This is a genomic window from Marinobacter flavimaris, assembly GCF_002933295.1.
GTDB classification, from domain to species: domain Bacteria; phylum Pseudomonadota; class Gammaproteobacteria; order Pseudomonadales; family Oleiphilaceae; genus Marinobacter; species Marinobacter flavimaris.
Genome location: NZ_PSSW01000007.1, coordinates 194,175 through 219,433, shown reverse-complemented (window position 1 = coordinate 219,433; position 25,259 = coordinate 194,175). Strand labels below are relative to the sequence as shown.

The window sequence follows — 25,259 nt, the reverse complement described above, 5'->3', positions numbered from 1 at the left end:
GAATATCAGGAGGATGTTATGAGCCAGTTGTCCCTTTTCCAGAAGCGTATCCAGGACGAAATTCCCCTTTCCCGGGCGTTGGGGATTCAATTGCATTCCTGGGATGGCCATTCGCTGCTGCTCAGTGCGCCGCTGGAACCCAACAAGAACCACCAGGGTACGGGGTTCGGAGGCAGCGTGTACTCTGCGGCGGTTACTGCGGCCTGGGGCCTGACTGAATTGGCACTATGGGATCTTGGCTTAAAGGGCAATGTGGTGGTGCAGAGCGGGAATATCGACTACCTCGAGCCCGTGTCTTCCGATTTCTATGTGATCTGCCGCCTGCCCGGTGAGGAGGTACCGGAACGTTTTCGCAAGAGTCTGGCCCGGCATGGCAAGGGTCGGCTGGATCTGACGGCAGAGGTTTTTTGCGGCGAACCAAACACAATGCCTGAGGGGGATCCTGTGGCGGTTTTCCAGGGGCGGTTCGTGGTTCAGGATGTGAAATCCCGGGTAACGTTCTGAGCTGGTCAGGCAATTGACCGGCTGTTGGAGATTGAGCGGCTCATCAGAATAATCGGAATGATGCCAGCCAGAACAATAATCAGGGCGGGCAGGGCGCTGTGGTACAGGCGCTCGTCAGAGGCGAACTGGTACACGTAGGTCGCCAGTGTCTCGAAGTTGAACGGCCTGAGTATCAGGGTGGCCGGCAATTCCTTCATGCAATCGACGAAAACCACCAGGGCCGCTGTTACCAATGTGCCTCGCAACATTGGCAAGTGAACCCTGACCAGGGTGTTGCCCGGGGTGTGGCCCAGAGAGCGGGACGCCATGTCCATGCTCGGGGTAATCTTCTGCAACGCACTCTCCACGCTACCGGCCGAAACGGCAAGGAATCGCACGGTGTAGGCAAACACCAGGGCGAAGGCCGAGCCACTCAGTAACAGGCCCGTGCTGATTCCGAATACGTCCCGCATCAGGCTATCCAGCCAGTTGTCAAAACCTGCCAGGGGCACAATCACACCAACAGCCAGCACGGCGCCGGGCATGGCATAGCCCAGGCTGGAAAGGCGCATCAGTACCTGCATTTTGCGAGTGTTGTGCAGTCGGCGGCTGTAGGCGAGCGTAACACCAATCAGCAGAGTAGTGAGGGCTGCCGTGCCAGAGAGGAAAAGGCTGTTGAAGGTGTTTCGGACAAAATCCGGGTTCCAGCTTTCACCGAAGTATTCCCACGCATAGAGCCCGAGGGTTGCACCGGGAATCACGAAACCGAACAGAACCGGCAAAGCGCAAACCGCTACGCAAATCATCTGGCGCGGGAAGGACATGGTGAAGCGCTGGATCGGCTCACGGTTGTCCCGCGCTGCGAACTGTTGCTGGCGTCTTCGGGAATACCGTTCCAGGGTAACCAGGATCACCACGAAGATCAGCATTGTGGTGGCTATTTGAGCGGCCCCACCGAGGTTGCCCAGATTCATCCAGGTATCAAACAGGCCAGCGGTCAGGGTCTGGACGGCAAAGAAGTCCACGGTGCCAAAATCGTTCAGGGTTTCCATCAGCACCAGGGAAAGGCCGACGGCTACCGCCGGCCGGGCGATGGGCAGAACCACCCTGAAGAACGTGCTCAGCGCGGAGTGGCCGAGACTGCGGCTGACCGCGAACAGAGACGGGGACTGTTCCAGAAAGGCGGCGCGGGCCAGAAGGTAAACGTAGGGATACAACACCAGCCCGATCATCAGCGTGGCGCCTTCGAGGCTGCGAATTTCCGGGAACCAGTAGTCTGCGGCACTGCTCCAGCCGAACAGGTCTCTCAAGGCACCCTGAACGGGGCCAGCGTAGTCCAGGAGACTTGTGTACACATAGGCAATAACGTAGGCGGGCACTGCAAATGGTAGCAGCATCGCCCACTCAAAGAATTTGCGGCCCGGGAACTCGCACATGGTGACCGCCCAGGCCGACGCAAGGCCTATAACCAGGGTAAGGGCGCCCACCCCAATCATCAGTTTGAGCGTGGTTGTCAGGTACCGGGGAAGGGTGGTTTCGATCAGGTGTGGCCAGATGTTCTCTTCGGGAAAAAACGCCAGAAAAATAACGGAGAGAACCGGAAGGGCGACGATGGCGGTGGTCAGTAGTGCGCTGATCATCCATTTTGGAGAGGTACGCTTAGCCAGCAGGGGCTGGGATAGCCCTGGATTAACGCTGGTTGCGGCCTCGCTCATAGTGTCCCTGCGCCTGGATGTGGAGTCTGTCCAATTGAAGGCTGCAGATTGTAGTCACCTGACCTGATGCCTGCAACGACTGGTGTCATACCGGAAGAGGGAAGCGCCCGCCAAAGGGCATGTGAGGGTGGTCAAACCACCCTCACTGTTGGCGATTACTCGCCGTCGTAATCGACGCGGTCAACCAGTTTGACTGCGGCGTTGCGGTTATCTGCAATCTCCTGCAGTGACAGGTTGTCGGGATTGATCTCACCCCACTCGGCAACCAGTCCGGAAGGCTTGACTTCCGGGTTTGCCGGGTATTCCGTGTTTGCCTCGGCGTAGATACGCTGGGCTTTCGGTGAAGACAGGAATTCCATCAGTTTGATGGCGTTCTCGCGGTTAGGCGCGCTCTTGGTCAGTGAAATACCACTGATATTCACGTGAGTGCCCCGGCCTTCGGCGTTCGGAAATACAAGCCGTACCTGCTCGGCAATTGGCCGCTGGTTCTCATCCTGCAGCATGTTGCCATAGTAGTAGCTGTTGCCAATGGAGACGTCGCATACGCCCTCGGCAATAGCCTTGATCTGGTCGCGGTCGCCACCCTGGGGTTTGCGGGCCAGATTGTCTTTCAGGCCTTCCAGCCACTTCTCGGTTTCGGCTTCACCATGGTGTGCGATCATGGAGGAGAACAGGGCGATGTTGTATGGGTGCTTGCCGCTGCGAGTGCAGATACGGTTGTTCCACTTGTCGTCTGCCAGTTGCTCGTAGGTGGTGATCTCACCTTCTTCCACGCGGTCCTTGGACACGAAAATCAGGCGCCCGCGGGTGGTAAGGGCAAACCACTTGCCCTCGGGATGGCGCAGGTTTTCCGGAATGTTCTCTACCAGAGTCTCGTTGTCGACGTTCTGAACGAGATCACGTTCTACCAGCTCGTTGAGGCGGGAAATATCAACGGTCATTACCAAATCTGCCGGGCTGTTGCGACCCTCGCGCTCCAGTCGCTCGGCCAGACCCTGTTTGGCAAAGACCACGTTGCTCTGGATGCCGGTTTCCTGTTCAAAAGCGTTCAGCAGGGGTTCGAGCAGATATGCCTGACGGTATGAGTAGATATTGACCTCGCCATCTGCGGAGGCGGCCATGGGCATGGCAGAGAGGGCGATTGCTGCGGTAGCAGCCAGTTTCATTCGCATATTCCCATCCTTTCGGGTGTTTCCGGTATTAATTTGCCTTTGCCAGGATCGGCAAGTTTTTAAAAACGCCAACCATTCTCATTTCCATTGACTCCAGAGTCAATCTCTCCGTTGGCATATTTTTCTGAAAATGGTGTTATGCTTCGGAAGACTATAAAAACTATGCAAAAAGTAGTGGAATCCTCAAATGGATGGGAACGATCGAAGAGAGCACATACGCACGGCAATGAGTGCGAAAGTAAAGGTGGTTCACGAGGAGCTGGGCGAGTTCATATTCTCGACCCGCGATATCTCCGACGGCGGTGTTTTCATCGTTGTGGACACTGAGCCATTTGCGCCAAACCTCGGCGACACAGTTACCGTGCAGGTGCAGGGGCTACCTGTTCCAGCACCGATACTTGAAATGGTGGTCGTGCGCAAAACCAACGACGGGTACGGCCTCCAGTTTGATCAAAATGGTGACTGATAGACGGATTGAATGCCCCTGCCGTGGATAATGGCAGTGTTCAACCAACCGCTGTCAGGGATGCAACAGCCAGATGATCTTTTCAGTCTTTTCCAGAGCTTACAAGCCAATTATTGCAAGCCTTGTCCTGGTTTCCGTATCGGGCTGTGCGAGCTATTACTCACATTTTGCGATGTTTCCGGCTGAGAATTCATCCGGTGAGCCAAGACACGTGCGGCTGTCCTGGCAAAGCGCGGAGTATCCTGGTTGGTGGTTTGCCGGCGATAAAGCCACGCCCGTGAAGCTGGAAACCCAGTGCAGCGACCGTGTCTGGCGCCTCCGCGATGACGAAGAGGCGAGTGCCTGCGGCGAGGGTATTCGTGCCTGTGGCGAAGCGGGCCGGGATCTGGTGGCGCAGACGGGCCAGCCGGCAAGCGGCTCAACCCGCTGCATGTCTATCAATCCGGCGGATCCGGATGCCCGTATTGCAGAAATAGAAGGGAAACTGGAGTTGCTGGTGTCCTGTAGTCCTGCCGTCGTGGAAGAGGGTGAGGGTGATGACGCCCTGAACCTTGACTATCTGCGAGCATCATCAGTTCCGTACACGGTTTATGTCCGGAAGGCGCCGCGGGGTTCAATGCGGTCCCGATTGCCTGAATTTGATGAATCGGTATGTGACGCAGAGTGACACTTTCTGACGTTGATATGTGACTCCCATCACGTTGCTACATTTTGTTTCCTGTTGAACATTAGCGTTACGTTTTGTCGCGTTTGGGTTACCTGGCGATACGATATTGTAATTGTGTCTTCCGGCGGTTCGGTCAGAATGGTAGCTATCGAAAAGTTTGTTGTGTGAGGTGGCCCGTGGGTGTCCAACAGAAAAAAGTCGCAGTTCATGATCTGGAAGTGGGCATGTTCGTGTCTGATCTGGACAGGCCATGGCATCAGACCCCCTTTCCGATTCAGGGTTTCCATATCCGGTCCCAGGATGACATTCGTGCACTGGTATCCCACTGCAAATGGGTTCTGGTCGATGTGGCGGAAGCAAGGGAATCCAAAGAGGTAAAAGGCGGAAGCAAGCCGGCTTTCGGAACATTGCAAGGCAAGCGCAGGGGTGGGCGGGAGCAGCTCCAGTTGCCGCCTCTGAGTATTCGCGAGCCAGTGACGTATGAAGCCGTTACCAGTCTCAAGAAGGAAATGAAAACCTCAAAGCGCCTGCTTGACGATATGGAAGGCGCGCTGGATCAGCTTTTCGAGACACTTCGTGCCGATGGCGTGCCAGATCTCCGGCCGATCGCTGCGATCACCAGCAAAATGGTGAGTAGCGTTGTTCGCCAGCCAGACGCTCTGTTGTGGCTCAGTCGCACCCGTGCTCACGACAGCTACCTGTACCGGCATGCACTGAATACCTCTGTCTGGGCCCTGGTGTGTGGGCGCCATCTCGGGTTGAACGAGGGGCTCCTGAACCATTTGGGCCTGGGTTGCCTGCTGTCCCAGGTGGGCAAGACCACGCTGCCTGCCGAGTTGCTGGCGCGGGAAGGCCAGTTAAGCTCAGAGGAGTATCTGACCTACCGGAGTTACGTTGGCCGTGGAGTCAGGATGCTTGAAAACAGCGGGCTCTCTCGTGCCGTGCTGAGTGTGGTTCAGGGGCATCGGGAACGTCATAACGGTTCCGGCTTTCCGGAGGGTGTTCGCGGCGATCGGATTCCATTGCTCGCCAAGGTTGCCGGTATCGCGGAATTTTTCGAATCATTGATAGCGCCCCGGTCTCATGCCGAGCCGATGACACCGGCAAAAGCGGTCACGCTGCTCTATGAAATGCGCAATATCGAGTTCCAGGAGGATCTGGTCGAGAATTTCATTCAGGCGATCGGTATCTATCCCACCGGGAGTCTGGTCGAGCTGACCGATGGTCAGCGCGGTATTGTGGTTTCCCATTCCCCTGAGCGCCGTTTGTGGCCGCGGGTAATGGTAATGACCGATGCTGCCTCAAGGCCGCTGAAAACAGCCAAAATTATTGATCTGGCCAGATACAACGAAGGCAAGGAAGCGCCGGAAACCGTGCGGGTTCGCGATTGTCTGCCGCACGGTACGGAAGGCCTCGATCCCTCCTATTACGACGTGACCGGCGTGGAATCACGCTGGAGCCTCTCGCGCCTGATCAGCGGATAAGCACTCGCAGCTGTTTGCGAACCCACCGATAGGTATCCTCCGGACGGAAGCTGAGCAGCAGCTCGGACTCACCGCCGGAGGGGCCGGCGACAAAATACTCCACCTCTCCGCTCTGCCAGTCGGCTGAATTTATCTGGATATCCTGCGGGCGTGTGCTGATGGCCTCCAGCTCCGCCAGGGAAAGTCCGCCCCCGATTTTTCGAACCGCAACCTGCTTCAGGGCTGTATCAGTAGCCGGATGACTGGCAACGTCCTCATCCAGGAAATATCGGTTTGCGACGGTTGTACTGATCGCCTTGAGTTCCCGAGTGAGATAGGTCTGGGCATCCTCCGAATCAATGTCTTCCATGGTTCGCACGGCATTCTCGATTCGGTCCTTTTTGGCCTGCAGGTCTTCACTGTATTCAATGTCAGGATCGCGATCCTCATCATTCTCCGGTCGTGGCGGTGCGTTGTCGATTTCCTCCTGGGTGGGCGGCTCCTCACAGAGTTCATCGTCCTCGGGGTAAAAACAGATCGCGGCAAGCAGCTGATTGGCGGGAGACATCGGGTTGTTGGCCGTGAATTCGGATTCGCTGACACTGAAATCAATCGGCGCTGTCAGGCCCGGAAGGGCCGCGTTCAACTGCCTAATAACCCAGTCGCGGATATCGATACCGTCGCCCTCAGCAACATTCTGGCTCCAGTTCAGGAGCATCAGGAACCGGGACAGGTTCATCAGCGTTGTATTCTCCAGAACGTTTTGCTCAGTCAGCGTGTGGGTGCTCAATCCCTCATCATCCACCATTGGCGTTTGCAGCCCTGTGCGGGTGGTCTCGAAAAATTCGAGCAGGGTTACGTATTGCCTGGCCGGTACATCGCTAACCAGCGGCAGGTCTCCAACCCTGAACGTGAGGGTTTCGCCGGGGTAGTAGCGGAATTCTCCCGCTGCGTTGGTGGTGCCGGACTGACTGGCAGTCTGATAGGAAAGACCGTTAAAACCATTGAAATTGACTCGGCCGGTGCTCCTGTCGTCGCCGGAGCCTCCGCCGTCATCCAGACAGCCGGAGAGAGCAAGTGTGCCCAGCAGGGTGAACGTAAGTCGGGTGCGGTGAACGGATCTCATGGTTGAACGTACATTCCCTTCGTTTCAGCGCGCCTGCACCCGGGGTGCAGCAGCCTCTTTTGTAAATTGTTGTAACCGCATTATAGGGGCGTGATTTGCCTCATATCGGGATTCCTGTCGCAGTTTCCGTTATTGGTCCGGGCATGCCTCCGGCCGATAAGGGCCTTGAAATCAGCGACTTTGTCACAATAAATAGCAATCTAAATTCTGGCTGGCGGCGAGGGCCGTTCTTTGCCGTTTTTCACCGAATCGGGATGAGTTATGACCAATGCACTGGAAATTGAGGGCCTCACCAAAACCTATGGTGACGGCTTCAAGGCTCTCAAGGGGATTGATCTGCACGTCGCCGAGGGGGACTTCTTTGCCTTGCTGGGGCCCAATGGGGCAGGCAAATCGACCACCCTGGGTATTGTTTGCTCCCTGGTTAACAAAACAGCCGGAAAGGTGCGGGTGTTCGGATATGACACCGACACCCATCTCTCGGATGCCAAGTTGAACCTTGGTGTTGTGCCGCAGGAGTTCAACTTCAACCAGTTCGAAAAGGTCTTCGACATTGTCACCACCCAGGCCGGCTACTACGGAATTCCTCTTAAACAGGCCTCGGCGTCGGCTGAAAAGTATCTGAAAAAGCTCGGACTCTGGGAGAAGCGGGACACCCCGGCACGTATGCTCTCCGGCGGTATGAAGCGTCGTCTGATGATTGCCCGGGCCCTTGTTCATGAGCCCAAACTGTTGATTCTGGACGAGCCGACTGCCGGCGTAGATATTGAACTTCGTCGGTCCATGTGGACCTTTCTGGAAGAAATGAATCGTCAGGGCACCACCATTATCCTGACGACCCATTATCTGGAGGAAGCGGAAGCCCTTTGCCGCAATATTGCCATTATCGATCACGGCAAGATTCTGAAAAACACCAGCAAAAAGGCCCTGCTGCAGCAACTAAGCCTGGAAACCTTTGTTCTGGACACCGAGAAGACCCTTGATGCCGCGCCTGAACTGAATGGTTTCCCGACTCGATTGGACGGAGAAGGTGCTCTCGAGGTGGAAGTGCAGAAAGGGCAGGGGCTCAACCAGGTGTTCGTGGAGCTTGAACGGTTGGGCATCAAAGTGGTCAGCATGAGGACCAAGGCCAACCGGCTGGAGGAACTGTTTATTCGCATGGTCGAAGAGAACGCTGCGGAGTCAACTCAAACCGTGGAGGGTGCCGCATGACGCCACAAGCGCTCTTTACCGCTTTCAGTACCATCGTTGTCCGGGAGATACGCCGGTTTACCCGCATCTGGGCGCAAACCCTGTTGCCGCCCGCGGTCACCATGACCCTGTATTTCATTATTTTCGGCAACCTCATCGGCTCCCGTATCGGGGAGATGGGCGGCTTCGAGTACATGTCTTTCATTGTGCCGGGGCTGATCATGATGTCGGTGATCACTAGTTCCTACGCCAATGTGGTGTCTTCGTTTTTCTCCATGAAGTTCCAGCGCAGCATCGAGGAGCTTCTGGTGTCGCCGGTGCCGAACTGGGTGATCCTGGCCGGCTATGTGACCGGTGGCATGGCGCGAGGCCTCGGCATCGGGTTGATTGTCACGCTGTTGTCACTGGCGTTTACCCGCCTGTCCATCCACAACTTGCCCATGATGGTTCTGACGGTATTTCTGACTTCGGCACTGTTTGCCCTGGGTGGCTTTATCAACGCCATGTTGGCGACCAAGTTTGATGACATCTCCATTGTGCCCACGTTCGTATTGACGCCGTTGACGTATCTGGGCGGCGTGTTCTACAGCATCGATTTACTGCCGGGGTTCTGGCAGGGCGTATCCATGGCCAACCCTATCCTCTACATGGTCAACGGCTTCCGGTACGGCATTCTGGGCGTGTCAGACGTTAATCCGTTTGTTTCTCTTGGTATGATTCTGGTTTTCATCTCCGTACTGGCATTCATCGCTCTCAGAATGCTGGAGCGTGGTAAAGGCATTCGCCACTGATTTCAGGAACCACTATGGCACTTAACGACGCTCCGCTTGGCAAGACAAGCGACTACCCGGACAGCTACGATCCTGGGCTGCTTTTCCCGGTGGCGAGAGAGGAAAATCGCCGCCGCCTTGGTCTGGAGGATGGCCGTTGGCCTTGGTTTGGCGAGGATCTGTGGCAGGCCTGGGAAATCTCCTGGCTGCGTCCAAGCGGCGTGCCGGAAGTGGCCTGGGCGGAGATTGTTTTTCCGGCGGCCTCGCCCGCAATCATTGAGTCCAAATCGCTCAAGCTGTACCTGAACTCGTTGAACCAGGCGGTCTACTCTTCTCGGGAGCAGGTCGCGGAGGTGATTACCCAGGATCTTTCCAGCGCCTGCGGCGGTGCTGTTCAGGTGAATCTGTTGAGCGTCGACGAATCCGGTGAAGCGATTGGCCGGCCGGAGGGCTTCGAGCTCATTGATGACGAGCCGGTCAGCGAAGTGGTTTTTGAATACGCGCCTGAGGCGCTTTCAGCGAGTGGGGAGGTGGTGACAGAACGGCTCTGCTCCCATCTGCTGAAGAGCAACTGCCCGGTAACCGGTCAGCCTGACTGGGCGACACTCCTCATAAGCTACACCGGACCGAAAATCGATCGGGGCGGTTTGTTGCGTTACGTGGTGAGCTTCCGGCAGAAACAGGATTTCCACGAGCATTGCGTGGAAACCGTGTTTACCGATCTGATGGGGCGGTGCAACCCGGAGTCGCTTACCGTGGTTGCCCGGTATACACGGCGGGGCGGGCTGGATATAAATCCGTGGCGAAGCACGGAAACCGGCGGGGATGCCGGCCCAAGGTTGATACGTCAGTAGCAGGATTCTGTTTGAGCGCAGGGAAGCGCCTCAGGAAACATCCTCTTCCCGCCGCAGGCGATCTGCAGCATCTTCCAGAGCGGTCAGGATGGCCTGCCGCTCTTTCTCGGTGATCTTGTCCGAATCGAGATACATGGCGAAGCCGCTATGTTCGTGTTCCAGGAAGCTTCGGTTGGGCCCCATGTCGCGCCGGAAGTCGACCACTTCGTAAATTGGCACCGGCTTGACAAAGCCCTTCACGGTAATCTCGCCCTTGTCTCTGCACATGATCTTGTCCTTGATCAGCGCGAAGGTTTCGTAGGAAACGAGGATTTCGCCCGGCTCCGCCAGGGACTCAAGCCGGCTGGCCAGGTTTACTTCCTTGCCGATAATCGTGTAATCCATCCGGTTCTCGGCGCCAAAGTTACCAACCGTTGTATAACCGGTGCTTATTCCCATGCGGATTTCCAGCGGGGTCTTGATGCCCTGGCTGCGCCATTTCTGCCGCATGATTTTCATATGCTTGCGCATCTCGATGGCCATGGAGACACAGGCAAATGCGTCCTCCCTCTGGCCACGGCTGGTTGGATCGCCAAAGAACACCATGATGGAATCACCAACGAACTTGTCGATGGTGCCGCCATACTTGAGAGCAACTTCCGACATTTCATTGAAGTAGTGATTCAGCAGTTCGGTCAGTGCTTCGGGTTCCATTTCCTCAGACAATTCGGTGAAGCCTTTGATGTCAGAGAAAAACACCGCCAGTTTCTTGCGCTGGGTTTCCAGTCTCACGTCCCGCTCACCGGTGAAGATCGACTGCCAGACTTGAGGCGAGAGATATTTGGACAGTTTGTGTGAAAGCGCGATGGACTGCTCCCGCTGGTTCTGGATCTGGGTCTTTGCCAGCATCAACGCCCGTGCCTGCTGGTGGGAATAGTAAGCCGTAACGCAAATATAAAGCCCGGTGGATAAAATCGACACGATGCTGGTCAGCAGGGGCGAGTGTGGTCCGTCTGCCGGGCCGACGATCGCAACCGCCCCCGCAATGGAGGCCGCCATGAAGCCGGTGCCCAGGACCCACTGACGGATACCACCAACAATCAGGCAACTGAACATCAGCATCAGTGCAACGGCGAGGGAGGGGATGACGATCAGCCCGATGCAACCAATGAAAGCGCCACCAACCACGCAATCAAATATCAGCATTTTCTGACGGATGCGTGGCGAATTCCTGAGGAAAGTGCGGCGAGTCAGGGCATGGGCGATGTGGGGCCAGGTGAGGGCCCCGGCAACCAGCCAGAGAAGCCATTGCGGAAAGGCGCCCTGGAGAACGCCGGTTACGATAATGGCGGCGGTTGAGGTGTATGCCAGTACCCGGCCATTGTAATCGGGCATCGGGGGAATGGCGATCGGGTTGCCCGCCGCCTCGGACGAGAGGGCTCTGCCAGCTGAGCTACTGGCATTACGCAGGTCTGCCGGGGCACTCATCATTTCAGAAACGGATCCTGCCAATGAGCATGTCGCGGAACATGACCCAGTCACCCATAAGGCTGTACAGTGGATATTTGAAGGTAGCGGGGCGATTTTTTTCAAACTTGAAATGACCAACCCACGCAAAGCCATAGCCTATGACCGGCAAGGCCAGAAGCCACAACAGCTTGCCCGAAGCCAGAGCCCATACGGCGACTATCAGGACCAGGAGACTTCCAGCGAAATGCAAACGGCGACAGGTGACGTCGCTGTGCTCTTCGAGGTAGTACGGATAAAATTCGGAAAAGTTATTGAAGGTTTGCTGGTTGCTCATTGTGTTGCCACTCAACGTTGTACGACCGCGTCATTTATAATTGTTGGTAGACCCGACTACGACTAAAGGTTAACAGCATTACGTAGAACCCACAATTCACAGCCATGAATTGTGTTCGTACCTATATTTCAACAGTCTTTAAACAGCGAGCAGATATGACCGCAGTTACCGATTTCCTCCTGAACCGCTCCTCTGAACCGAGGCTGGAATCACCCGCGCCGGATTCGACAACCCTCGAAAGGGCCTTTTCCTGCGCGGCGCGTGCACCGGACCATGCACTGCTCAGGCCCTGGCGCTATCTGGTGATCGAGGGTAAAGGCCTTGAAGCCCTGGGAGAGCTGTTTGCGTCCACCTGTGCCAATAACAGCGATGAGAAAGAAATCGAGAAGCTCCGGCGTGCCCCCCTTCGCGCACCCATGGTCATAGTTGGTATCGCGTCGCCGAGGACGCATCCCAAAGTACCGGAAATCGAGCAGGTCATGTCGGCAGCTGCCGGCATGAGTTTTGTTGAGCTTGCCCTTCAGGATGCCGGTTTCGGCGTGATGTGGAGAACAGGCGGCGTTGCCTACCACTCCTCGGTTCACCAGGGGTTGGGCCTGGAAGAGCATGAACAGATTGTTGGCTTTCTCTACACCGGTACGGTCTCGGCATCCAAGCCGTCTGTGCCCAGACCGGCGGTGGACGAGTTTGTGAGTCATTGGCCCTGAGACCTTGTTGAATACCCCCGGCTTCTGCCGGGGGAAGCAGCTTGCCGCTTTTTCTTGCCCTTTTCCTTTCTCCTTTCCCGTAACCGCTACTCGGATTCTCTGCAGGGCCTGCCAACACTGGGTTTCCTGACAAATTAACACCTGACCATAAATCTGGCATTCAGCTTGCTTTAGTCCTGTCAAAGAGCACAGCCGGCAAAAACAGCTCGGCATACCAGTGCAGTTTTCGGGAGGCAACATGGCAATTACGTTTGATTCGGCTCTGGGCATTCATCAACACGCGGTTGAAGCGCGTGTTAAACGCGCCGAAGTTCTGGCAAACAACCTGGCAAACGCCGACACCCCGGGTTTCAAGGCGCGGGATCTGGATTTCCAGGCCATGATGCAGAAGGCCCAGGAGCAGCTCAGCGGATTCCAGATGGCCAAAACCCATGACGCGCACATGGATACCTCGCCATCGGCGTCGGACAGCGATTTGATGTATCGGGTTCCCCATCAGCCGTCGGTTGACGGCAATACGGTAGACGCCCAGCAGGAGCAGACCCGGTTTATGCGCAACGCCATGGATTTCCAGGCCAGCTTCCAGTTTTTGAACAGCAAGTTCAGCGGTTTGACCAAAGCCCTCAAGGGCGAATAAGCCGCAGTCACAGGATTAGCGAAGGAGAATTTTCATGTCACTGGGCAGCATTTTTGATATCGCCGGTTCCGGCATGACCGCGCAATCACTGCGGCTGAATACAACCGCTTCGAATATCGCCAACGCCGAGACCGCCAGTTCCAGCACCGGCGAAACCTATCGGGCCAGGAAGCCGGTTTTCTCGGCCATTCAGCAGTCGCTGATGAATCCGGGGCAGGGCGGTTTGCCGATGGCGGCCGATGAGGGCCCGGGCGCCGGTGTCAGGGTTGAAGGTATCGTTGAAAGCGATGCGGAGCTGCAGATGCGCTACGAGCCCCATCACCCGGCGGCCAACGAGGACGGCTACGTCTACTACCCCAATGTGAATGTGGTTGAAGAGATGGCGGACATGATGTCGTCGTCCAGAAGTTTCCAGATGAATGTGGATGTCATGAACACAGCCAAGTCCATGATGCAGCGCATTCTGACTCTCGGTCAGCAGTAACAGGGTGAGGAGCACAACATGACTGCAGTAAATGCAACAGACGCGTCGGATGTTCTGAGCCAGTACCAGCTGAAGCAACAGAATGGCGGCCAGGGCACCAGCGAGTTGGGTCGGAACGAGTTCATGGAACTGATGCTGGCACAGCTGAAGAACCAGAACCCGCTGGAACCCCAGGACAACGGTGAATTCATCTCCCAACTGGCCCAGTTCAGCTCGCTGGAGGAAATGCAGAACCTTTCCGGTACGGTTGAGGATGTGGTGGGTCAGTTCCGTTCCAGCCAGGCGCTGCAGGCCTCTGCCATGGTCGGCAAAACCGTGCTTGCCCCTTCCCAGATCGGGGTTCTGGGTGCGGACGGTGAGATCAGCGGCACCGTTGAAGTGCCGGCATCGACCGGTGGCCTTCGGCTTTCGATTCAGGGTCAGAATGGTGAGCGGGTTCGCCAGATCGACATGGGTAGTAGTCCGGCAGGGGTGACCTCGTTCCGCTGGGATGGCCAGGACGGCAACGGCAATCCCTTGCCGCCGGGCGCCTACCGGATTGTGGCCGAGGCTTCCTACCCGGATGGGCCGCAGCAGTTGGGTACGATGGTAAGTGCCAATGTTGACAGCGTGTCCCTGGGCCAGGGTGGCTCCATTACCCTGAATCTTGCAGGCATGGGCTCCATCGCCCTGTCTGATGTAAAACAAATTAACTGATACCGGTGAAACACCAAGGGGTGAACCATGGGATTTAATACGGGTTTGAGTGGCCTTCGCGCGGCATCGGTGGATCTGGACGTCACCGGCAACAACATTGCCAACGCCAGTACCGTTGGTTTCAAGGGCAGCAAGGCCCAGTTTGGCGATCTATACGCAAGCGGGTTCCTGAGCGCAGGCACCAACCCGATCGGCGACGGTGTCCGGGTTCAGGACGTTAAGCAGTCTTTTGGGCAGGGCAACATCAGCTTCACTGACAATGGCCTGGACATGGCGATTGCCGGCGATGGTTTCTTTATCCTGAACAACGGCGGCGAGATTCGTTATTCCCGCGCAGGACAGTTCGGCATTGATAAGGAAGGCTATGTAACGAACAACCAGAATATGCGGGTACAGGGATACACCGCGGACGAGGACGGCAACTTGTCTGGCATCCGGGGAGATTTGCAGATTGCAACAGACAACCTGGCTCCGAGAAGGACGACAAACCTCGACTCCGATCTGAATCTTGATTCCAGGGAGTCCGTGCTGGAAACCCGTGTTTGGGATGTCGGGCCTCTCACTCTTGCTTCCATACAGGGCGAGAGCTTTGATGTGCAGTATTCGGACGGCTCGCCTGCCTTCAACGTGAATATTGACCCTGCAGCCAGTGCCCGTGAAGCGGCCTCCACTATCAACGATGCGCCTGGATTGAGTGCTTCGGCCACAACGACGGCGACTTTTGACGGCACGCCGGCTCTTGATGACGCCTTCATCTCTGGCGCCAGTTCGTTTTCATTCAGCCTCGATATCAATGGATCGCCGCTGACCTTGGACACGTCAAATATCAATTCCCTGCAGGATCTGGTTGATTCAATCAACAACTCCAGCGAGACCGCAATTTCCGCTTCGATTGTCACCGGAGGCGGGGGCAGCGATGTTCTGCGAGTGATTCATAACCAGGGTGAGACGCTCGACTTTACCTTTGCCGATGGCAATGGCAACGGCGATACCGGCACCGTCGAAGGTGATGTGAACGTGACTGCGGACCGGTCGGTGGCGGGAATCACATCAACCACCGCTGACAATGATTTTGAGGTTGCGTTCAACGCGTCGCCAATCCGCGTCACCAATCAATTCAATCCGCTGGATCAGCGTACCTATAACCACGCTACATCCACCACGATCTACGACAGCCTGGGTAATTCCCACGAACTCACACAGTTCTTTGTGAAGAATCCGTCCCCAGGCAATGGTGTCGGGGTGAGCGAATGGTCGGTGTATGCCCAGATTGATGGCGAGTTTGTTGGTGGCACCGACGTGACTCCCTACACTGCAAGATTCGATCAGGACGGTGCTCTTCAGTCGATCGATGGCGACCCCAGTGGCGAAATCGTTATTGATGACTGGATACCCAAAGACAGCGACGGCCAGCCAAATGGGGCGGATGGCCCTCCTGCTGCCGGCGAGGTGGTAGTAACACCCATTCCTGAGCCACCGACAACATCGGCTTTTGTGATCAATCTCAGTGGCACAACGCAATATGGCGCTGCGTTTGGCGTGAACGACCAACAGCAGAATGGCTATACCACTGGCCGGCTTTCTGGTCTGGACGTATCGGATCAAGGTGTTCTGTTTGCCCGATACACCAACGGCCAATCCCAGGCTCTGGGCCAGGTCGCGTTGGCCTCGTTCAATAACACCAACGGTCTGTCTCCCGTAGGCGATACGTCTTGGGTGGAAACGTTCGAATCCGGTCAGCCGATCATAGGTGCCCCGGATACCGGCACGCTGGGTTCTATCAAGGCCAGCTCGGTGGAGGAATCCAACGTGGACTTGTCGGCGGAACTGGTTAACCTGATCATCGCCCAGCGGAACTATCAGGCCAACGCCAAGACCATTGAAACCTCCGATGCGGTCACCCAGACCATCATCAACCTCCGTTAATCCCGCATTTTAGCGAAAATGGCATGACTCCTGCAGGAAGACTGGAAACAGTCAAAATTCCGGCAGGAGTTTTCCCATGGACAAAGCCCTCTACATCGGTATGTCTGGCGCCAAGCAGAATATGCTGGCCCAGCAGGCCCATGCCAATAACCTGGCGAACGTCAGTACCACCGGCTTCAAAAAAGACTTCGCCCAGGCCCGCAGTATGCCTGTCTACGGGGAACACCACCCGACTCGTGCCTATGCCATGACAGAGAGGCCTGGCACGGACCTGTCCGCCGGGGCATTGATGGAAACCGGGCGCAAACTGGATGTGGCTGTGGAAGGTGAGGGATGGCTTGCCATTCAGAACGATCAGGGCGAGGAAGTCTTCACCCGTAGTGGCAGTCTCCAGGTGGATGTCAACGGCCTGGTGCGGCTTGCCAATGGCGAACTGGTGCTTGGTAACGGTGGGCCGGTCGCGCTGCCTCCTTTTGACAATGTCGAGATTGGCGCCGATGGCACTGTCTCAATTGTTCCTGTCGGTGGGCCACCGGACCAGCTGGTTGAAGTGGACCGGCTGAAGCTGGTCAGCCCGCCGCCGGAAGCCCTCGAGAAAGGTCTTGACGGACACATGCGCCGAAAGCCGGATCAGGCTCTGGATGGGCCCGAGCCACCGGATGCAAACCAGCGGGTTGCCTCAGGATTCCTTGAAAGCTCCAACGTGAACGCGGTGGAAGAGATGATCTCCAACCTCCAGCTGTCCCGGCAATACGAGATGCAGGTGAAGGTAATGACCACTGCGAACGAGAATTCCGAAGCAACGGCACGGCTGTTGCAGAACCTTTAAGTAACGACTGAACACATTGGCCTGGCGGGCCTGAAGCGGCAAAAAATGGCCGCCTGACAGCCCCCGGCAAGGAGTAAGCAGCATGCATCCAGCACTATGGGTCAGCAAGACCGGGTTGAGCGCTCAGGACACCAACATGTCCACCATTTCCAACAACCTGGCGAACGTCAACACCACTGGCTTCAAGCGGGACAGAGCCGTGTTTCAGGATCTTCTGTACCAGATCAACCGGCAGCCGGGTGGTCTGACAACCCAGAACTCGGAACTGCCTTCTGGCCTGCAGTTGGGCACCGGTGTGCGGGTTGTGGGTACGGCCAAGCAATTTTCCCAGGGCAACCTGCAGATTACCGAGCAGCCCCTGGACATGGCCATCAATGGCCGTGGCTTCCTGCAGGTGCAGTTGCCTGATGGCCAGATCGCTTACACCCGCGACGGCCAGTTCCAGCTCAACGCTGATGGCGATGTGGTGAACCCGGATGGCTACCCTCTGGAGCCCGCCATCAACGTGCCGGAGAACGCCACCAATATCACCATTGGTAAAGATGGCACCGTGACGGCGGTAACGGACGATCAGGCAGCACCGGTAAACCTGGGCCAGATTACGTTGGTGGATTTCATCAACCCCCAGGGCCTGCAGGCCATCGGCAACAACCTGTTCAAGGCGACCAACGCGAGTGGCGATCCTGCCGAAGGTGAACCCGGGCTGGCCGGACTCGGCAGTATCGAGCAGGGCTCCGTGGAGTCGTCCAACGTTGAGGTGGTGGAGGAGCTGGTGAACATGATTACCACCCAGCGTGCCTACGAGATGAACTCGAAAGTGGTTTCCACAACCGACCAGATGCTCCAGTTCATCACTCAGAACATCGGCTAATGCGGCCAGAGGTGAGGTCATGAAACTGATGACAACCCATAGGACAGTGCGAAGCGCCAGCACTCTGGTGATTGTGATGCTTCTGATCCTGTTGCAGGGGTGCACAGCGATGAGTCGCCCGCGGGCAGTTCCGGATGACCCGGAGTTTGCGCCGGTTCGCCCCCAGGCCATGATGCAGCGTGATAGCGCTTCGGGGTCTATTTACCAGGTCTCCCGAAACTACAACTTCTACGGCGATACCGTGGCGTTGAACGTGGGTGATGTGCTGACCGTGAATCTGCAGGAATCCACCAGCGCCAGCAAAAATGCCGAGACCAGCATCACCAAGGACAATGAAACGACCTTGCCGAACCCGACCATTCTGGGCAAGGACAACTTTGGGATAAACACGTCGTTCAACCACGAGCGGGATTTCCAGGGCGCGGCAGAAGCAGATCAGAGTAACAGCCTCGCCGGCAGCATCACGGTTACGGTGACCGAAGTATTGCCTAATGGTGTTCTTCGTATTCGTGGCGAGAAATGGCTGTCGTTGACCAATGGTGATGAATACATCCGCCTGACGGGTCTGGTTCGCCCCCAGGATATCCAGCCTGATAACACGGTGGCATCCAATCGCATTGCGGACGCCCGGTTCGCCTATGGAGGCACTGGTGATTTTGACCAGGCAAACCAGATGGGCTGGCTGGCTCGCTTCTTCAACAGTGAGTGGTGGCCGCTATGAGCTTGCGCCGTGTCATTGTCTGGGTTCTTGCCCTGGCTGTGGTTTCCGCCCCGGTATTGGCGGATCGCCTGAAGGATCTTTCCCGAATCAAGGGTGTCCGCAACAACCAGTTGGTGGGGTATGGCCTGGTGGTTGGTCTTGATGGAACCGGTGACAAGGCGCCGTTTACCAATCAGACCTTCAGGAACATGATGAACCAGTTTGGCGTGACGCTTCCGGAAGGCGTCAACCCGAATCTCGCCAATGTCGCGGCCGTTACGGTGAGTGCGACATTGCCGCCCTTCGCCAAAGCGGGGCAGGAAATCGACATCACTGTGTCGTCCATCGGCAACGCCGACAGTCTGCGCGGCGGAACCTTGCTGATGACGTCACTGAAAGGTGCTGATGGACAGGTCTATGCCATGGCTCAGGGCAGTCTGGTGGTGGGTGGCTTCGGCGCACAGGGGCAGGACGGTTCTCGAATCACCGTGAACGTTCCCAGCGTTGGGCGGATTCCCAATGGTGCCACGATTGAGCGGGAGGTGGCTTCGCCATTCAATCAGGGCGACACCATCACCTTCCATCTGTTGCGCCCGGATTTCACAACGGCTCGCAGGGTGGTCGAGGCTGTTAATGATCGTCTCGGCCCGGATATGGCTTATGCCCACGACGCCACGTCGATTTCCGTCCGCGCACCGCGAGACCCTTCCCAACGGGTCAGCTTTCTGTCGATTCTCGAAAACATCGAGGTTGATCCGGCTCAGGATGCCGCGAAAGTGGTCATCAACAGCCGCACCGGCACCATCGTGGTTGGCCAGAATGTTCAGGTCAGTGCAGCAGCCGTTACTCACGGCAATCTGACGGTGACCATTCAGGAAAACCCCAACGTGGAGCAGCCGAATCCCTTTGCCGGTGGAGACACCGCCATTGAGCAGGATTCCCAGATTGCCATTACCGAGGAGCCGGCACGGATGTTCAAGTTCGGCCCCGCCGTCACCCTGAACGAGATCGTTCAGGCCGTGAATCAGGTGGGTGCGGCGCCGGGTGATGTCATGGCGGTACTTGAAGCCTTGAAACAGGCCGGTGCACTGCGCGCCGAACTGATCGTTATCTAGGTGGCGTGATGCAGGACTACAAGGTTCAACAGGCCCAGGTTTACACCGACTTCAACGGTCTTAATGCGTTGAAGGCCCAGGCTCGCACTGATAAGGAGTCCGCTCTTCGAGAGGTGGCGCGCCAGTTCGAGAGTCTGTTCCTGTCTGAAATGTTGAAGTCCATGCGCAAGGCCGGTGATGTCTTTGCTGAGGGCAACTACCTGAAGAGCAATCAGTCCGAGCTCTACCGGGATATGTTCGACAGCCAGATGAGTCTGACCATGGCTGGGGGCAAGGGCAGTGGCCTTGCGGAGGCACTGGTCCGGCAGTTGAGCAAACAGATTCCCGGCATGAACGATGAAGGAGGCAGGCTCGCTGGCCACAAGGCGAGCCTTGCGGATTACGACCGAAGCCTGCCCGCCCTGAATGCCGAGCTACCCGAGCGGGTTCGGGAGGTAACGTCTTTTGCACAGAAAGCGCCTTCAGCAGTGACGTCGACACCCTCGGACTTGCCGCATCAATTCGAATCTCCGGAGCATTTCGTGGCAGAGCTGCTGCCGGTGGCCGAACGGATTGCCCGGGACTCGGGAATAGACCCGAAACTGATGGTAGCCCAGGCGGCCCTGGAAACAGGCTGGGGCCGGCATATGATCCGTGGGGAGCAGGGCGAGCCCAGTTTTAACCTCTTCGGCATCAAGGCCGACAGCCGCTGGCAGGGTGATGCGGTCTCCATTACCACCACGGAATATCGGGAAGGGCTGCCCATGAAAGAGCAGGCCAACTTCCGGGCCTACAGGGATTACGAATCCAGCTTCCGGGATTATGTCTCTTTCCTGGAATCCAACCCCCGATACCGGGACGTCCTGTCGGTAGCAGACCAGCCTGAGGTTTTCGCAGAGAAGCTGCAGGAAGCCGGCTATGCAACCGACCCCAACTACGGCAACAAGATCCGCCAGATCATGAACCGTGACTCACTGATGACGCTGTCCATGGGCAGTGACGGGATGAAGGAGTAAAGCTTATGGCAGGGCTCATAGGTATTGGTCTGACCGGCATCCTCAGTCAACAGGCCGCACTGAACACCACTGGCAACAATATAACCAACGCCAACACGCCGGGTTACAGCCGCCAGGAAGTGCTGTTTGAAACCCAGGAAGGCCAGCGCACTGGTGCCGGCACCATAGGCAGCGGCGTGAACGTGGCGGACATTCGCCGCCTGGCCAACGAATACCTGGTTCAACAGGTGCGTGAAGACAGCACCCTGTACGGAGAGCAGGAGGCCCTTAATTCGGAGCTGACCAGGCTTGATAACCTGCTCGGGGGTGAATCTACCGGCCTCAGCAATGCACTGAACAACTTTTTTGCGAGCCTTCAGAATGCCGCGGAAGATCCCACTTCCTTGCCACAGCGCCAGTTGGTCCTGAGTGAGGCACAGCAGGTTGTAAACCGTTTCCAGGCCCTGAACCAGGAATTCATCCAGCAGCGGGAATCCATCAAGACCCAGATGCAGCAGGGTGTGAAAGACGCGAATACCCTGCTGAAAAGCATTGCGGAGCTGAACCTGGCGATTTCTGAATCACCCGGCATTGCCCAGGGGCAAATGCCCAATGAATTGTTGGATAAGCGGGATGAGAAACTGCGGCAGCTGTCGGAGCTTATTAGCATAAAAGTCAGCCCGGCAGACGGTAGCCAGGTTAACGTGTCTCTGTCGAACGGTTTGTCCCTGGTGGTTGGCAGTAACGCTTCGACCCTCGGCACCCGGGAAAATGCCGAAGATCCGACACGTCTGGAGTTCACACTGAGCAACGGTGGACGCCTCCTCAATATTGATGAACAGATCACCGGCGGCAAGCTGGGTGGCCTCCTGCGTTTCGATACCGAAGGTCTGAAACCGGCATTCGATGAGCTTGGCAGGATTGCCATTGCCCTCTCCGACACCATGAATCACCAGCATGAAATCGGGATGGATCTGGAGGGCGAACTCGGTGGGCTGTTCTTCACAGATATCAATTCGCTCGAGGCGCAACGGAGCCGCGTGGTCCCCAACGGAAATAACGCGCCCTCGACCAACGGACAGTTGGCCGTCGAGATAACCGACAGTTCGGCGCTTCCGGCAGGCCGCTGGACTCTCCAGTTCAGTGGCGATGGGCGAAGCTACGAGTTGATTGATCAGGGTACTGGAAGAACCGTCAATCAGGGCCGGTTGCCCGATCCGCCCCAGTCTGAGATTTCCATGCCCGGTTTCAACATCCGGGTGGAGGGCGGCACGTTCAATGCCGGAGACAAATATCTGATTCAACCAAGCCGGAATGCGGCGGAGAGCATTGGGCTGGTGGTCAATCGGGAGGAGGATCTGGCTTTCGCAAGTCCGGTTCGTGCTACCACCGGCGATGACAATATCGGAACCGGCAAGATTGATCAGGGCACCATGCTTAACGTCAGGAACCCGTTCACCAACTCCCTGTTGCCCGCGTTCCAATCGACCGGGCAACTGGCGAACGGGCCAATTACCGTAACATTCGACGATCCGGGAACCGGCCTGGTGTTCACGGTTACGGACGGCGGTGGAAACCCGATAGGTCCGGCAAACCGGCCCTACACGCCGGGCGTTGCCAATGAGCTGTTCAGCGACAATCCGGCGGATGGTGCCGAGTACCAGGGTTTTCAGTTCAAGATAACGGGCCAGCCGGCTGACGGTGACACCTTCGAGATCAATTACAACTCCAACGGTGTTTCGGACAACAGGAATGCGGAACTGCTGGCGGCGCTTGGCACGGCCAACACGCTGAATGGTGGTAGCCAGAACTTTTCCGAAGGCTATGCGGGGCTTGTTGAGGATATCGGTGTTAAAACACGCCAGAGCCAATTGGATGTGGATGCCGGCAAAACCCTTCTGGAGCAGTCGACCAATCAGCGGGAATCTGTATCCGGCGTTAACCTGGATGAGGAAGCCGGGCGCCTGATCCAGTATCAGGCCGCCTATAATGCCTCGGCCCAGGTAATGTCGGTAGCCCAGGATTTGTTCAATACCCTGTTACAGAGTTTCCGGTAACGGTTGAGGTGATGTGACATGATCAGAATTTCATCACAGCAGATTTTTTCAGGCGGTATTAATCGGCTCCAGGAGCTCAATACCAGCCTGAATAACACCCAGCAACAGATCTCGACTGGCCAGAGGGTAAACAAACCTTCCGACGATCCGGTCGCTGCGGCGCGCATTCTGAAGCTGGATCAGGAGCTTTCGCGGGTTGAAACCTATCAGCGCAACGTCGACCTGGCGGACAACCGTCTGAAACAGGAAGAAAATGCTCTTTCAAGTTCGATCGATGTGATTCAGCGGATCCGGGAGCTGACGGTTCAGGCGGGTAATGGGTCATTGTCGGCCAACGACCGGCGGTCGATTTCTTCGGAGCTGGAGGAACGCCTGGGGCAGCTCGCCAATATTGCCAATACCCGTGATGCCTCCGGCGAATACATCTTTAGTGGATTCCAGGGCTCGGTAAAGGCCTTTGAGCAGGATCCCTCAGGCAGTTGGATTTACCAGGGCGACGAGGGCCAGCGAGTCCTCGAAATTGATGATGGTGTCACCGTTCCGATCAGCGATAACGGCAAGGACATTTTCGTAAGAGTTCCTGCGGCCATCACCGGCGAACACAGCACAGTGAGCACGCCGGGCGCTTCTATTTCAGGCGTCAAACTGGTTAACGAGGCGGATCTTGCTGCCGCTTACTCGGGCTCATTTCCTGACGATATTACAGTCGAGGTTATTGATCTGGGGGGTGGGAATCCTCCCGAATTGCGGGCGTTTGATAGTCAGGGCATTGCCTTGCCGGTTGACCCGGTTGTCTACGAAAGTGGGGAGCCTTTTACGGTTGCTGGTGTTGAGGCGACCATCACAGACGCGGTCCCTGGCGCCGGTGACGTGTTTACGCTGAAGATCAACGAAAAACAGTCGGTGTTCGGCACCATTGAGAACCTGATTTCCGGTTTGAACAACATCGACAAGAGCAGTCCGGATGGGCAGGCCCAGTACGACGACCTGATTGCTAATTCCCTGATCAACCTCGATAACGCCCAGGAAAGCATTATCCTCAAGCAGACGGAGTTGGGAGGCCGGATGAACGCGGTGGAATCGACCAAGTCATTCCTGGAGGATTCGTCGGTCTACAGCAATGAAATACGGTCCCAGCTGCAGGATGTGGACTACGCAGAGGCCATCAGCACCCTGAGTTTCCAGAGCTTCGTGTTGCAGGCGGCCCAGCAGTCGTTTGCCCAGGTTTCGCAGCTGTCACTGTTCGATCGATTGTAAAACTCTGAGCCGGCGGGCAGTTGTGTCCGCTGGCTTATTGCTTTCGCGATTTAGCTCAGTATAATCCCCAACACTCTCCGATGGCGGCGTGGTGAAATTGGTAGACACGACGGATTCAAAATCCGTTGGGGTAAAACCCGTGGCGGTTCGAGTCCGCCCGCCGCTACCATCTTCTTTTCTTCGGCGTCGTTAACAGTCCATTCCATGAATGTCTCCGATTTTCATTTTGACCTGCCGGACGAATTGATCGCCCGCTATCCACTCAAGGATCGCAGCGCGTCCAGGCTGCTTTGTCTCGACGGCCTCTCTGGCAAGCTTGACCACCGAATATTCAGTGAACTCCCTGAGCTGCTTCAACCCGGCGACTTGCTGGTGTTTAACAACACCCGGGTGATCCCTGCGCGCCTTTTTGGCAAGAAGGAGACCGGTGGGCAGGTAGAAGTTCTGGTTGAGCGGGTAACCGGAGAACATGACATCATCGCCCATGTTCGAGCCTCAAAAGCATTGAAACAGGGGCAGAAGGTTATCCTTGAGGATGGCACTTCTTTGAGAATGGCGGGGCGGGACGAAGCGCTGTTTCATCTCGTCTGTGAGTCTGAGGAGCCAGTGCTTGAGGTGCTCGAGCGGATTGGCCACATGCCACTGCCGCCCTATGTGGACCGTCCGGACGAATCCACCGATCGGGAACGCTACCAGACCGTTTACGCCCGGGAAGCAGGCGCCGTAGCCGCCCCCACGGCGGGTCTGCATTTCGATGAGGGCTTGCTGGAGAAACTGGCCGCCTGCGGCATTGAAAGTGCCTTTGTGACCCTGCACGTCGGTGCCGGCACATTCCAGCCGGTACGGGTCGATAAAATCGAGGATCACACCATGCACAGTGAGGTGGTGAACGTTCCCCAGGATGCCGTCGACGCCATCGAACGAACCCGTGCAAGGGGAGGGCGTGTGGTTGCCGTAGGTACCACGTCGGTTCGTTCCCTTGAGTCGGCCAGCCGTGGTGGTCGCCTGAGGGCGTTCACGGGCGAGACCGACATCTTCATTTACCCGGGTTACCGGTTTCAGACCGTGGATGCCCTGATCACCAACTTCCATTTGCCGGAATCCACCCTGATCATGTTGGTCAGCGCGTTTGCCGGCTATGACAACGTCATGTCGGCCTACCGGGAAGCGGTAAAGGAACGCTACCGCTTTTTCAGTTACGGTGACGCCATGTTTATCAACGGTCAGGAACCCAGCCGGGGCATGTTGCTCGGGGCGACCGTGGAATCCAATGAAGCCGGTAACGATAATGCCGGGGAGGCTTTGTGACACAAACC

General features: G+C 56.7%; 25 protein-coding genes and 1 tRNA gene. 21 read left to right on the top strand and 5 right to left on the bottom strand.

From position 1 onward, the window contains the following. Positions 1 to 18: 18 nt before the first annotated feature. Positions 19 to 504: a thioesterase domain-containing protein gene (locus MDHKLMBL_RS14295; protein ID WP_008174272.1), complete on the top strand. Its 486-nt coding sequence runs from the start codon at positions 19 to 21 to the stop codon at positions 502 to 504. A 5-nt stretch (positions 505 to 509) separates the two neighbouring features. Here MDHKLMBL_RS14295 and MDHKLMBL_RS14290 read toward each other — a convergent pair whose 3' ends face one another. Continuing rightward, positions 510 to 2,198, bottom strand: a complete 1,689-nt coding sequence (locus MDHKLMBL_RS14290) for an ABC transporter permease (RefSeq protein WP_008174273.1) — start codon at positions 2,196 to 2,198, stop codon at positions 510 to 512. Positions 2,199 to 2,353: 155 nt separating this feature from the next. Beyond that, positions 2,354 to 3,370, bottom strand: coding sequence for a Fe(3+) ABC transporter substrate-binding protein (locus MDHKLMBL_RS14285; RefSeq protein WP_092032791.1), 1,017 nt, complete (start codon positions 3,368 to 3,370; stop codon positions 2,354 to 2,356). A gap of 187 nt (positions 3,371 to 3,557) precedes the next feature. Here MDHKLMBL_RS14285 and MDHKLMBL_RS14280 point away from each other — a divergent pair, with 187 nt between their 5' ends. The 3 genes from MDHKLMBL_RS14280 (at position 3,558) to MDHKLMBL_RS14270 (ending at position 5,987) form a co-directional block, all read left to right on the top strand. Further along, a complete protein-coding gene (locus MDHKLMBL_RS14280; protein WP_008174275.1) occupies positions 3,558 to 3,836 on the top strand; it encodes a PilZ domain-containing protein in 279 nt (92 codons plus the stop codon). Positions 3,837 to 4,047: 211 nt separating this feature from the next. Then, positions 4,048 to 4,503 carry a hypothetical protein gene (locus MDHKLMBL_RS14275; protein ID WP_241956240.1) on the top strand — a complete coding sequence of 152 codons (456 nt, stop codon included), beginning with the start codon at positions 4,048 to 4,050 and terminating at the stop codon, positions 4,501 to 4,503. A gap of 176 nt (positions 4,504 to 4,679) precedes the next feature. Beyond that, a complete protein-coding gene (locus MDHKLMBL_RS14270) occupies positions 4,680 to 5,987 on the top strand; it encodes a cyclic di-GMP phosphodiesterase (protein WP_104271071.1) in 1,308 nt (435 codons plus the stop codon). Here the strand turns inward: MDHKLMBL_RS14270 and MDHKLMBL_RS14265 are convergent. After that, positions 5,977 to 7,092: an organic solvent ABC transporter permease gene (locus MDHKLMBL_RS14265; protein WP_104271070.1), complete on the bottom strand. Its 1,116-nt coding sequence runs from the start codon at positions 7,090 to 7,092 to the stop codon at positions 5,977 to 5,979. The genes MDHKLMBL_RS14270 and MDHKLMBL_RS14265 overlap by 11 nt on opposite strands. 261 nt (positions 7,093 to 7,353) lie before the next feature. Between MDHKLMBL_RS14265 and MDHKLMBL_RS14260 the strand changes: the two genes are divergently transcribed. From MDHKLMBL_RS14260 to queF, 3 genes are read left to right on the top strand one after another with little or no spacing between them, the layout of a single operon-like run. After that, on the top strand, positions 7,354 to 8,304 hold the full coding sequence (locus MDHKLMBL_RS14260) for an ABC transporter ATP-binding protein (RefSeq protein WP_014576877.1): 951 nt from the start codon (positions 7,354 to 7,356) through the stop codon (positions 8,302 to 8,304). Further along, entirely contained in the window at positions 8,301 to 9,074 is a 774-nt protein-coding gene (locus MDHKLMBL_RS14255) for an ABC transporter permease (protein ID WP_053115001.1), read from the top strand. The genes MDHKLMBL_RS14260 and MDHKLMBL_RS14255 overlap by 4 nt, the downstream gene beginning before the upstream one ends. 14 nt (positions 9,075 to 9,088) lie before the next feature. Then, positions 9,089 to 9,907 (top strand): NADPH-dependent 7-cyano-7-deazaguanine reductase QueF, encoded by an 819-nt coding sequence (queF, locus tag MDHKLMBL_RS14250; protein WP_014576879.1) that lies wholly within the window; start codon positions 9,089 to 9,091, stop codon positions 9,905 to 9,907. A 30-nt stretch (positions 9,908 to 9,937) separates the two neighbouring features. On the opposite strand, the gene MDHKLMBL_RS14245 is transcribed toward queF, so the two are convergent. Next, positions 9,938 to 11,377, bottom strand: a complete 1,440-nt coding sequence (locus tag MDHKLMBL_RS14245; protein WP_053115003.1) for an adenylate/guanylate cyclase domain-containing protein — start codon at positions 11,375 to 11,377, stop codon at positions 9,938 to 9,940. Between the two features lies 1 nt (position 11,378). After that, complete coding sequence (locus tag MDHKLMBL_RS14240; protein ID WP_053115004.1) at positions 11,379 to 11,690, bottom strand: Mpo1-like protein; 312 nt, start codon at positions 11,688 to 11,690, stop codon at positions 11,379 to 11,381. A gap of 155 nt (positions 11,691 to 11,845) precedes the next feature. On the opposite strand from MDHKLMBL_RS14240, the gene MDHKLMBL_RS14235 reads away from it, so the two are divergent. The 14 genes from MDHKLMBL_RS14235 to queA all read left to right on the top strand — a co-directional run bounded on the left by MDHKLMBL_RS14235 (position 11,846) and on the right by queA (position 25,251). Further along, a complete protein-coding gene (locus tag MDHKLMBL_RS14235) occupies positions 11,846 to 12,397 on the top strand; it encodes a nitroreductase family protein (RefSeq protein WP_014576882.1) in 552 nt (183 codons plus the stop codon). A gap of 238 nt (positions 12,398 to 12,635) precedes the next feature. Further along, positions 12,636 to 13,034 carry a flagellar basal body rod protein FlgB gene (gene flgB / locus MDHKLMBL_RS14230; protein ID WP_104271069.1) on the top strand — a complete coding sequence of 133 codons (399 nt, stop codon included), beginning with the start codon at positions 12,636 to 12,638 and terminating at the stop codon, positions 13,032 to 13,034. Positions 13,035 to 13,068: 34 nt separating this feature from the next. Next, on the top strand, positions 13,069 to 13,518 hold the full coding sequence (gene flgC, locus MDHKLMBL_RS14225; protein ID WP_008174287.1) for a flagellar basal body rod protein FlgC: 450 nt from the start codon (positions 13,069 to 13,071) through the stop codon (positions 13,516 to 13,518). 18 nt (positions 13,519 to 13,536) lie between these two features. Continuing rightward, positions 13,537 to 14,214, top strand: coding sequence for a flagellar hook assembly protein FlgD (locus MDHKLMBL_RS14220; protein WP_008174289.1), 678 nt, complete (start codon positions 13,537 to 13,539; stop codon positions 14,212 to 14,214). Between the two features lie 27 nt (positions 14,215 to 14,241). After that, positions 14,242 to 16,140 (top strand): flagellar hook protein FlgE, encoded by a 1,899-nt coding sequence (locus MDHKLMBL_RS14215; RefSeq protein ID WP_092032807.1) that lies wholly within the window; start codon positions 14,242 to 14,244, stop codon positions 16,138 to 16,140. Positions 16,141 to 16,216: 76 nt separating this feature from the next. Further along, entirely contained in the window at positions 16,217 to 16,969 is a 753-nt protein-coding gene (locus MDHKLMBL_RS14210; RefSeq protein ID WP_014576887.1) for a flagellar basal body rod protein FlgF, read from the top strand. Between the two features lie 82 nt (positions 16,970 to 17,051). Then, positions 17,052 to 17,840 carry a flagellar basal-body rod protein FlgG gene (gene flgG, locus MDHKLMBL_RS14205; protein WP_014576888.1) on the top strand — a complete coding sequence of 263 codons (789 nt, stop codon included), beginning with the start codon at positions 17,052 to 17,054 and terminating at the stop codon, positions 17,838 to 17,840. Between the two features lie 28 nt (positions 17,841 to 17,868). Beyond that, positions 17,869 to 18,561: a flagellar basal body L-ring protein FlgH gene (flgH, locus tag MDHKLMBL_RS14200; protein WP_373274848.1), complete on the top strand. Its 693-nt coding sequence runs from the start codon at positions 17,869 to 17,871 to the stop codon at positions 18,559 to 18,561. Beyond that, positions 18,558 to 19,655 carry a flagellar basal body P-ring protein FlgI gene (locus tag MDHKLMBL_RS14195; RefSeq protein ID WP_092032810.1) on the top strand — a complete coding sequence of 366 codons (1,098 nt, stop codon included), beginning with the start codon at positions 18,558 to 18,560 and terminating at the stop codon, positions 19,653 to 19,655. The genes flgH and MDHKLMBL_RS14195 overlap by 4 nt, the downstream gene beginning before the upstream one ends. An 8-nt stretch (positions 19,656 to 19,663) precedes the next feature. After that, complete coding sequence (gene flgJ, locus MDHKLMBL_RS14190; RefSeq protein WP_092032813.1) at positions 19,664 to 20,650, top strand: flagellar assembly peptidoglycan hydrolase FlgJ; 987 nt, start codon at positions 19,664 to 19,666, stop codon at positions 20,648 to 20,650. A gap of 5 nt (positions 20,651 to 20,655) precedes the next feature. After that, positions 20,656 to 22,686: a flagellar hook-associated protein FlgK gene (gene flgK, locus MDHKLMBL_RS14185; protein WP_092032816.1), complete on the top strand. Its 2,031-nt coding sequence runs from the start codon at positions 20,656 to 20,658 to the stop codon at positions 22,684 to 22,686. A gap of 18 nt (positions 22,687 to 22,704) precedes the next feature. After that, the gene (flgL, locus tag MDHKLMBL_RS14180) at positions 22,705 to 23,943 is read left to right on the top strand and encodes a flagellar hook-associated protein FlgL (protein ID WP_053115012.1); all 1,239 of its coding nucleotides are present in this window, start codon (positions 22,705 to 22,707) and stop codon (positions 23,941 to 23,943) included. A gap of 82 nt (positions 23,944 to 24,025) precedes the next feature. Then, positions 24,026 to 24,112, top strand: a tRNA-Leu gene (locus tag MDHKLMBL_RS14175). A 35-nt stretch (positions 24,113 to 24,147) separates the two neighbouring features. After that, positions 24,148 to 25,251, top strand: a complete 1,104-nt coding sequence (gene queA, locus MDHKLMBL_RS14170) for a tRNA preQ1(34) S-adenosylmethionine ribosyltransferase-isomerase QueA (RefSeq protein ID WP_053115013.1) — start codon at positions 24,148 to 24,150, stop codon at positions 25,249 to 25,251. Positions 25,252 to 25,259 lie beyond the last annotated feature (8 nt).

Coding starts and splice junctions, on each gene's coding strand:
- MDHKLMBL_RS14295 (WP_008174272.1), top strand. CDS start 19: ATGAGCCAGTTGTCCCTTTTCCAGAAGCGTATCCAGGACGAAATTCCC.
- MDHKLMBL_RS14290 (WP_008174273.1), bottom strand. CDS start 2,198: ATGAGCGAGGCCGCAACCAGCGTTAATCCAGGGCTATCCCAGCCCCTG.
- MDHKLMBL_RS14285 (WP_092032791.1), bottom strand. CDS start 3,370: ATGCGAATGAAACTGGCTGCTACCGCAGCAATCGCCCTCTCTGCCATG.
- MDHKLMBL_RS14280 (WP_008174275.1), top strand. CDS start 3,558: ATGGATGGGAACGATCGAAGAGAGCACATACGCACGGCAATGAGTGCG.
- MDHKLMBL_RS14265 (WP_104271070.1), bottom strand. CDS start 7,092: ATGAGATCCGTTCACCGCACCCGACTTACGTTCACCCTGCTGGGCACA.
- MDHKLMBL_RS14260 (WP_014576877.1), top strand. CDS start 7,354: ATGACCAATGCACTGGAAATTGAGGGCCTCACCAAAACCTATGGTGAC.
- MDHKLMBL_RS14255 (WP_053115001.1), top strand. CDS start 8,301: ATGACGCCACAAGCGCTCTTTACCGCTTTCAGTACCATCGTTGTCCGG.
- queF (WP_014576879.1), top strand. CDS start 9,089: ATGGCACTTAACGACGCTCCGCTTGGCAAGACAAGCGACTACCCGGAC.
- MDHKLMBL_RS14245 (WP_053115003.1), bottom strand. CDS start 11,377: ATGATGAGTGCCCCGGCAGACCTGCGTAATGCCAGTAGCTCAGCTGGC.
- MDHKLMBL_RS14240 (WP_053115004.1), bottom strand. CDS start 11,690: ATGAGCAACCAGCAAACCTTCAATAACTTTTCCGAATTTTATCCGTAC.
- MDHKLMBL_RS14235 (WP_014576882.1), top strand. CDS start 11,846: ATGACCGCAGTTACCGATTTCCTCCTGAACCGCTCCTCTGAACCGAGG.
- flgB (WP_104271069.1), top strand. CDS start 12,636: ATGGCAATTACGTTTGATTCGGCTCTGGGCATTCATCAACACGCGGTT.
- flgC (WP_008174287.1), top strand. CDS start 13,069: ATGTCACTGGGCAGCATTTTTGATATCGCCGGTTCCGGCATGACCGCG.
- MDHKLMBL_RS14220 (WP_008174289.1), top strand. CDS start 13,537: ATGACTGCAGTAAATGCAACAGACGCGTCGGATGTTCTGAGCCAGTAC.
- MDHKLMBL_RS14215 (WP_092032807.1), top strand. CDS start 14,242: ATGGGATTTAATACGGGTTTGAGTGGCCTTCGCGCGGCATCGGTGGAT.
- MDHKLMBL_RS14210 (WP_014576887.1), top strand. CDS start 16,217: ATGGACAAAGCCCTCTACATCGGTATGTCTGGCGCCAAGCAGAATATG.
- flgG (WP_014576888.1), top strand. CDS start 17,052: ATGCATCCAGCACTATGGGTCAGCAAGACCGGGTTGAGCGCTCAGGAC.
- flgH (WP_373274848.1), top strand. CDS start 17,869: ATGACAACCCATAGGACAGTGCGAAGCGCCAGCACTCTGGTGATTGTG.
- MDHKLMBL_RS14195 (WP_092032810.1), top strand. CDS start 18,558: ATGAGCTTGCGCCGTGTCATTGTCTGGGTTCTTGCCCTGGCTGTGGTT.
- flgJ (WP_092032813.1), top strand. CDS start 19,664: ATGCAGGACTACAAGGTTCAACAGGCCCAGGTTTACACCGACTTCAAC.
- flgK (WP_092032816.1), top strand. CDS start 20,656: ATGGCAGGGCTCATAGGTATTGGTCTGACCGGCATCCTCAGTCAACAG.
- flgL (WP_053115012.1), top strand. CDS start 22,705: ATGATCAGAATTTCATCACAGCAGATTTTTTCAGGCGGTATTAATCGG.
- queA (WP_053115013.1), top strand. CDS start 24,148: ATGAATGTCTCCGATTTTCATTTTGACCTGCCGGACGAATTGATCGCC.